5 protein-coding genes are annotated in these 5460 nt (G+C 76.3%); 4 read left to right on the forward strand and 1 reads right to left on the reverse strand.

Features of this window, described 5'->3' with window-relative positions; genetic code table 11:
• Positions 1 to 29: 29 nt before the first annotated feature.
• The 3 genes from FNQ90_RS11310 to FNQ90_RS11320 all read left to right on the forward strand — a co-directional run bounded on the left by FNQ90_RS11310 (position 30) and on the right by FNQ90_RS11320 (position 2687).
• Positions 30 to 551, forward strand: coding sequence for a low molecular weight protein-tyrosine-phosphatase (locus FNQ90_RS11310; protein WP_323379886.1), 522 nt, complete (start codon positions 30 to 32; stop codon positions 549 to 551).
• A gap of 216 nt (positions 552 to 767) precedes the next feature.
• The gene (locus tag FNQ90_RS11315; protein ID WP_182606252.1) at positions 768 to 1979 is read left to right on the forward strand and encodes a cystathionine gamma-lyase; all 1212 of its coding nucleotides are present in this window, start codon (positions 768 to 770) and stop codon (positions 1977 to 1979) included.
• 168 nt (positions 1980 to 2147) lie between these two features.
• Positions 2148 to 2687 carry an NUDIX domain-containing protein gene (locus FNQ90_RS11320; RefSeq protein ID WP_182606248.1) on the forward strand — a complete coding sequence of 180 codons (540 nt, stop codon included), beginning with the start codon at positions 2148 to 2150 and terminating at the stop codon, positions 2685 to 2687.
• Between the two features lie 48 nt (positions 2688 to 2735).
• Here FNQ90_RS11320 and FNQ90_RS11325 read toward each other — a convergent pair whose 3' ends face one another.
• The gene (locus FNQ90_RS11325; RefSeq protein WP_182606249.1) at positions 2736 to 3938 is read right to left on the reverse strand and encodes a pyridoxamine 5'-phosphate oxidase family protein; all 1203 of its coding nucleotides are present in this window, start codon (positions 3936 to 3938) and stop codon (positions 2736 to 2738) included.
• 576 nt (positions 3939 to 4514) lie between these two features.
• On the opposite strand from FNQ90_RS11325, the gene FNQ90_RS11330 reads away from it, so the two are divergent.
• Positions 4515 to 5460: serine/threonine-protein kinase (locus tag FNQ90_RS11330; protein ID WP_182606250.1), on the forward strand; the 946-nt coding region annotated here is incomplete at its 3' end.

Consider the following 5460-nt stretch of genomic DNA (forward strand, 5'->3'; position numbering starts at 1 on the left):
CCGACACCCACACCCGCACCGCGGCCCCGGTGCGGGTGTGTTTCGTCTGCACCGGCAACATCTGCCGCTCCCCCATGGCCGCGGCCGTACTGCGCCGGCGGCTCGCCGAGGACGGCCCGGCCGACCGGGTGGTCGTGGAGAGCGCCGGGACGGACGGGTGGCACGCCGGTGACCCCGCCGACACCCGGGCCGTCGCCACCCTCCTGGCCTCGGGATACGACGCCGGGCACGCCGCCCGCCGCTTCGAGGCCGAGGAATTCCCCCACCACGATCTGGTGATCGCCCTGGACACCGGCCATCTGCGGCGCCTGCGCGCGCTCGCCCCGGCCTCGGACGGTACCGACCCGGGACCCACCGACCGGATACGCCTGCTGCGCTCCTTCGACCCCTCGCCGGAGGCCGAGCGCTCGCCGGACGTCCCCGATCCCTACTGGGGCGACGCGGAGGCCTTCGAGGAGTGCCTGGAGATGATCGAGGCCGCGATGCCGGGCCTGCTCGCCACGATCCGGGAGCTGATCGCCGACCGCGCCGGGACACCCGGGCGGGCGTGAGGGGGCCCGGACGGCCGTCCCGCACCCCGCTCCCGCCCCGGGGCGACCCCGGCGGTTCCGGTGCCCCTCGGAAGCGTCCCGTCCCGGCGGGGGTTACGGTGCGCAGTGCGGGGCGGGGGGACCACCGCCCGGCGGAACACCGGGGACGCCCCGGCCGGGAGCGGCGGGATCCGCGAGAGAGGCGGTGGAGGGATGACGGAGAAGGGCGGGCAGCCGATGGAGCCGGACGCGGCGGTGGGCACCACGCCCGGGAGCGGCGTGCCCACCGGAGAGGCCACCCGGGCCGTGCATGCCGGTCTGCCGGAGGCCGAGCCGTACCGGGAGCCGTTGCCCGGGCCCGTGCTCGCCGCCCACTACCACCTGCCGGGCGACCCCACCGGCGCCGACTACGCCTACGGCCGCGACGGCAACCCGACCTGGACCGTGCTGGAGCGGGCCATCGCCGAACTGGAGGATCCGGCGGGTGACGCCCGGGCGGTGGTCTTCGGGTCCGGCATGGCGGCCATCTCCGCCGCGCTGCTCTCCCTCACCGGCCCCGGCGACACCGTGATCCTCCCGGCCGACGGCTACAACCTGCTGCACCGGGTGCGGGAGCGGCTGGAGACCGGCGGCGTGACCGTCTCGACCGTCCCCACGCCGGGCCCGGAGGCGCTGCGGGCCGTGGAGTCCGCGACCGACCTGCGGATGTTGTGGCTGGAGACGCCCTCCAACCCCGGCCTGGACGTCTGCGACGTGCGGGAACTGGCGACGGCGGCGCGCGCCCGGGGCGCGCTGGTGGCCGTGGACAACACCCTGGCCACGCCCCTGGGCCAGCGCCCCCTGGAACTGGGTGCCGACCTGTCGGTGGCCAGCGGCACCAAGGCCCTCAACGGCCACGGGGACGTGCTGTTGGGCTACGTCGCGGCCCGGGACGCCTCGGTGATCGAGCGGGTGGTGGGGTGGCGCAAGATCGTCGGCGCCATCCCCGGTCCGATGGAGGCCTGGCTGGTCCACCGCGGCCTGGCCACACTGGAGCTGCGCACCTCCCACCAGCAGACCAACGCGCTCGCGGTGGCCGAGGCGCTGCTGGACGAGGCGGCGAGGCGCGGTGACGTGACCGGCGTGCGGTACCCGGGGCGGCCGAGCGACCCGGCACACGACCTCGCCGCCCGGCAGATGCGACGGTTCGGCTGCGTGATCGGCTTCACCCTCCCGGACCGGGGGTTCGCGGAACGGTTCCTGGGCGCGCTGCGGATCGTGGAGGAGGCCACCAGCTTCGGCGGGGTGCGCTCCACCGCCGAGCGGAGGGGCCGGTGGACGACGCCGGACGGCGTGCCCGCCGACGCGGTGGCCGAGGGCTTCGTGCGGATGTCGATGGGCGTGGAGGATCCGGCCGATCTGGTCGCGGACGTGCGGCGTGCGCTGGAGATCGCACGCGGCGGCGCCTGACCCTCCTCCTCACGCGGCGCGCACACCGGGGCATCCGCCGGGGCCTCCGGGTCCCCGGGTGCCCCGCTGTTCCCGATGCGCGGGTCCGGGGCCCGAACGCGCACATCGGGCACGGCGGATCGACGCCGGGGAGGTTTGGTGCGGGGCCACGCCGGCGAAACCCCTCCCATGACCGACGCACCACCCGTGGTCAAGCGCACCGCCCGGGCCATCCTCCTGGACACCGGGCCCGTCGAACGCGGGGATGTGCCCCCCGTTCCCGAGATGATCGTCATCAAGCGGACCAAGCCCGGTATGGCCCCGTACTGGATCACCCCGGGCGGAGGCGTGGAGCCGGGGGACGCGACGGTGCGGGACGCCCTGCACCGCGAGGTGCTGGAGGAACTGGGCGCCAAGGTCACCGATGTGGTCCCGGCCTTCGTGGACACCGTGCCGATCGGCCCCGCCGACGGGTACCCCGCCCCCCGGGCGGGCGGGCCGTGGCCGGTGAAGGTGCAGCACTTCTTCGTCTGCCGACCCACCTCGATCGACCCCGCCCTGCGGCACGGACCGGAGGTGGAGGCGCCGTGCGGCGGATACGAGACGGTGCGGCTGCCGTTCACCCGGACCGGGCTCTCCTCGGTGAACCTGGTGCCGGAGTCGCTCTACCGGTACCTGGTGCGGAACATCCCCGGCGTCCTCTCCCTGCTCGCACCCGACCTGCACTGAGGGGGCGCACCGGTCGGCGCCCGTCGCCGATCGGCTCGGCGGGCCCGCTCAACGCCGGGCGCCGAACCAGGCGGCGGGGCCGACGCGGGGCGAGTACCCGTACCGCGCGCCGCGCCGTTCGGCCTCGGCCACCACCCGCGCGGCCTCCGCGCGCCAGGCCGCCGAGGTGGGCGACACCGGCACGCCGGGAGCGGTGCCCGGGACGCCCCCGGCCTCGTGAACACCGCCGGTGCCGGGGCGTGGACGGCGGTTCTGGGCCTCCCGGGCCGCCCCGAAGAACTGTCCGGCACGAGCCGCCCCCACCGCTCCCGCCCGGGCCGGCGTGAGGTCCTCTCCCCGGGTCCCGGACGTCCCGGCGCCGGCGGGCGGAACGCCTCCGCCCGGCTCCCCGACCGTCGCGGGGGCCCCGGCACCGGACGCGCCGGTCCCGCCCCGCACCCGGGAGGGTCGGGGCCCGGAGGGCTCCCCGCCGGCACCCGACGCGGAGACGGGGGCGGCGCGCCCCCGGGCGCGCGAGCCCCGGGAGCGCACCGGCAGCGGGCCGGGCCGCGCGGGAGCGGGGGCCCGCCCGACCTCCCCACCGGCCGAAGTCCCCGGCGCGGACGCCCCGGCCGCACCGCGCGGGTCGTCGGCGGGCCGTTCGACCGGCGGCAGCGGAGCGGCCGGGCCGATCCGCAGCACCAGGCCGTCGGGGGCTCCGGGGGTGTCCGGCGCGTACCGGAAGACCTCCTCCACATCGAGTCGCACCCACATCGGGGCCCCGACGTCCGCGCCCATCAGGTCGGGGAACTGCAGACGCATCTGTTCGGGGAGCAGCACCCGGGCGCGCCCGTTGACCCGTACGCCGGTGCCGGCCGGACCGTGCGCGCCGTCGGCGTCGATCACCAGCAGTCCGGCCCGGGGATTCTCGGTGATGTTTCCCACCGAGGCGTGCACGCCCCGGCCCGCGTCGACCGGGAAGAGCAGGGTGCGGTCGTCGGGAACCCGGAGGAAACCGGGCACCCCGGCGCGGATCGAGCAGTCACACGCCCCCTCACGGTCCGCCGTGGCCAGGAAGAAGACACGCTGCCGGGAGAGCAGGGCCCGCAGGCCCGCGTCGAGATGGTCGCGCAATTCGTCGGCGTAGAAGCGCTCGGCCCGTTCGGTGGTGCCCAGGCGCTGCTGGATCGCCCGTTCCCCGTCGTTCCCCGGGCGCGGCGGGGGTATCAGCGTCCCCGGTCGAGCCCTCACCGCTCCGCTCACATCCGTCACCCCTGCCGCGTCCGTCTCGCCCTGTTCCACGTCACCGGTGTGCGTCGGCGCGCACCACGACGGACCCGCCGCGCACCGCGCCGCACGGGCCCGCCCGGCGCGGGCGCACGCCCGGAGAGGGGTGCGGGGCGCCATCGGGCGACGGGTGGACGAAGGTGACGCGCCCCTCGTCCCGGCGGGGGGCGGAGGCGCGCGCTTCGGGGTGCGGGCGGCTTCGACGCACATCCCGGCTGGAGGCGGTCCGTCGTGCCTCACCCATCCTCACACCACCCGATTACCCCGCGCCAGACCGACAGTGGATCCAACCGGACTCAACTTGGCATCGAAAGAACATATATGACTGTTCGTCAGTCATGGTCCGGTGGTGACCTCCGACGCGCGTCGGTGCCCGGCGCCGGGCACCGCCGGCCCGGTGGGATCGGCGATCCGGGAGACGTCGGGTCCACCGGCCGGGGCGGTTCGGGCGCCCGATCGTCACGAAGCGGTCCGCGGCCGGCAACGGTTCCCCTCACTCCCCCCACCGTCCGTCCCGGCGGTCTACCCTGCTCGCGCAGGCGACGGCACGGGGGAGAGCACGTGGAACCACTGCGCACGGACGACCCGAAGGACATCGGCGGTTACCTGCTGCTGCGCAGGTTGGGGGCCGGGGGCATGGGACGCGTCTACCTCGCCCGCACACCGGGCGGGCGTCCCCTGGCGCTGAAGACCATCCTCGCCCCTCACACCCGCGACGAGGGCTTCCGGCAGCGCTTCGAACGCGAGATCCGGCACGCCGACCGGGTGCGCAGCCCCTGGACCGTCCCGGTCGTGGACTGGAGCCGGGGCGGCGGGGAGGCGTCGGGGCCGCTGTGGCTGGCCACCGAGTACGTGCCCGCCCCCTCCATCGAGGATCGGGTCCTCGCCGCCGGGCCGCTGCCGCTCCCCCTCGTACGGGAGCTCGCCGTCGAACTGGCCGGGGCCCTGGCCGCGGTGCACGCCGCGGGGTTGGTGCACCGCGACCTCAAGCCGTCCAATGTCCTGCTCGCCGCCCGGCGCCCGCAGCTCATCGACTTCGGCATCGCCCGCGCCGCGGAGGACCCCTCGCTGACCCGTACCGGCGGCGTGATCGGCTCCCCCGGCTACATGGCCCCGGAACAGGTCGAGGGAACCGGTCCGCTCGGCCCGGCCGTGGACCTCTTCGCCCTCGGCGCCGTCCTGGTCCACGCCGCGACCGGACACGGCCCCTTCGAACACGGTGGGGAGAAGCCGAGCACCCCCTCCCTGCTCTACCGGGTGGTGTACGAGGATCCGGTGCTGGACGACGTGCCGCAGGAGTTGCGTCCACTGATCCGACGGCTGCTCGCCAAGAACCCGGCGGACCGGCCGGCGGCGGCCGAACTGGTCGCGGACCCCGCCACGGGGGACCCGGGCCGCTCCGGACGCTGGGGCGAACGGCTCCCGACGGACCTGCGCGCCGAGGTGGCGAACCGGGCCGAAGAGGCCGAGCGACTGTGCGGCTCCCCCGCCGACCCGGCGCCCGTGG

It is taken from the genome of Streptomyces alkaliphilus (assembly GCF_014141535.1).
GTDB classification, from domain to species: domain Bacteria; phylum Actinomycetota; class Actinomycetes; order Streptomycetales; family Streptomycetaceae; genus Streptomyces; species Streptomyces alkaliphilus.

Bases quoted from the DNA above. Each gene is read 5' to 3' on its own strand.
- FNQ90_RS11320 (WP_182606248.1), top strand. From the start codon at position 2,148: ATGACCGACGCACCACCCGTGGTCAAGCGCACCGCCCGGGCCATCCTC.
- FNQ90_RS11315 (WP_182606252.1), top strand. From the start codon at position 768: ATGGAGCCGGACGCGGCGGTGGGCACCACGCCCGGGAGCGGCGTGCCC.